This window comes from Xenorhabdus sp. SGI246, from assembly GCF_040838225.1.
In the GTDB taxonomy this organism is placed as follows: Bacteria; Pseudomonadota; Gammaproteobacteria; order Enterobacterales; family Enterobacteriaceae; genus Xenorhabdus; species Xenorhabdus indica.
In genome coordinates this window covers 1-1,681 of the sequence record NZ_JBFPEZ010000118.1, presented here as the reverse complement: position 1 = coordinate 1,681, position 1,681 = coordinate 1, and the positions used below count along the sequence as shown (strand labels likewise).

The window sequence follows — 1,681 nt, the reverse complement described above, 5'->3', positions numbered from 1 at the left end:
GGTGAATCAGAACGCCAGAAAAACCCGTACAGTGTCACCGCCAGGCTGACTTACACGCCCGTGCCGTTCGTGACACTGGGCGCCGATTTTCGGCAGGGTAAACAAGGTGTCAGTGAAAACCGTTTTACCCTGAACCTCAATTATCGGTTGGGGGTGCCGTTCAGCCAACAGCTTGATCCAAACGCGGTCGCACCCCTACGCAGCCTGAGAGCCAGTCAGTTGGATTTTGTGAACCGACGCAGTGATATGGTGCTGGATTATCAGAAACAAACGCTGCTGACACTGGCTTTCCCCGCATCAATCAACGGATATGAAGGCAAGGACGTGACCTTTGTACCCGTTATCCACGCTAAATATCCGCCGGCACGTTTAGAGCTGGATACGGCTGAATTACAGCAGGCAGGCGGGAAAGTGCTTATTCAACGGCCGGAGAACGTGACGTTACGCTTGCCAAAAACCACGAAAAACCCCGTCCGGCTTTCGGGAATAGCTATCGACAACCGGGGTAATCGCTCCAGCCGGGCAGAAATCCTGATAGTGAGTCTGCCGACCGAAAAGCGATGGCAGGTGACAGCGAATAAAACGCAGGCCAAAGCCGATGGTCATGACAGTGTAAGCTATACCGTCCTTGTTACCGATCAGGAAGGCGCTCCCATTTCCAATCAGGCTGTTATCTGGTCAAGTGATAAAGGCGAATTATCCCAAACCCGGCAGAACACGGATACGCAGGGGCAGGCATCGGTCGTGCTGCGCAGCCGTCAGCAGGGGCTGCACACAGTACGTGTTTCCGTGGATGAAGAGGTTGTCATTGCACCTTCAGTACAGTTTGATACGGTGCTGATACCCGACATCGCCGTTGATAAGCACAGCGTTAAGGCGGATGGAAAAGCCATAGCGACGCTGACCGTTACTGTCAAAAACGCAGTCGGTGAACCTATTTCGAATCAGGCTGTTGGCTGGCAGACCAATCTTGGCCAGTTATCCTCTTTGTCATTAATGACCGATGCGAAAGGGCAGGCCACGGCTTATTTAACCAGCAAAATATCAGGAAATGCAGAAGTGACGGTGGCGGTTGGCAGTGAAACGGCAATGTCTTCTCCGATCCGCTTTATTGCCTCGCTAACGCATACGCTTCAGGCGGATAAACAAACCGCGATTGCCGATGGTCAGGACAGTATCCTTTATACAGTGAACGTGCGCGATGCAGCAGATCGACCCGCTGCCCATAGCAAGGTGCAATGGGCAGCGGATAACGGGCAACTGTTGGATAAGCAAGAACAGACAAACAATCAGGGGGAGGCAACAGCCCGGTTAGTCAGCCGCACCGCAGGGAGGGCAACGGTGAAAGCAGAAGTGGCGGGAAAAACACTTCATGCTGCTCCGGTGACGTTTGAACGCCGGCTGAAACCCGCGATCACGGTGGACAAAGTCCGGGCTAAAGGGGATGGGCAGGATGCGGTGGTGTTAACGGCTAGGGTGAAAGATTCACTGGGATCACCCGTGGAAAATCAGTCAGTGAGTTGGCAAACGGATCACGGCGAGTTGTCCTCAGAACGGACACAAACCGACCACCAGGGACAAACGCAGGTTAAGCTGAGCAGTACGTTGACAGGCGAGCATCAGGTGCAGATCCAGGTCGGTGATCATAAAGTGGCCGCCCCTGTTGTCACGTTTGATGAAG

Annotated in this window: 1 protein-coding gene; it reads left to right on the top strand. The window is 53.7% G+C overall.

Features of this window, described 5'->3' with window-relative positions; translation table 11 throughout:
- The coding region (locus ABLA85_RS18110) for an Ig-like domain-containing protein (protein WP_367965724.1) at nt 1-1,681 on the top strand (1,681 nt) is incomplete at both ends.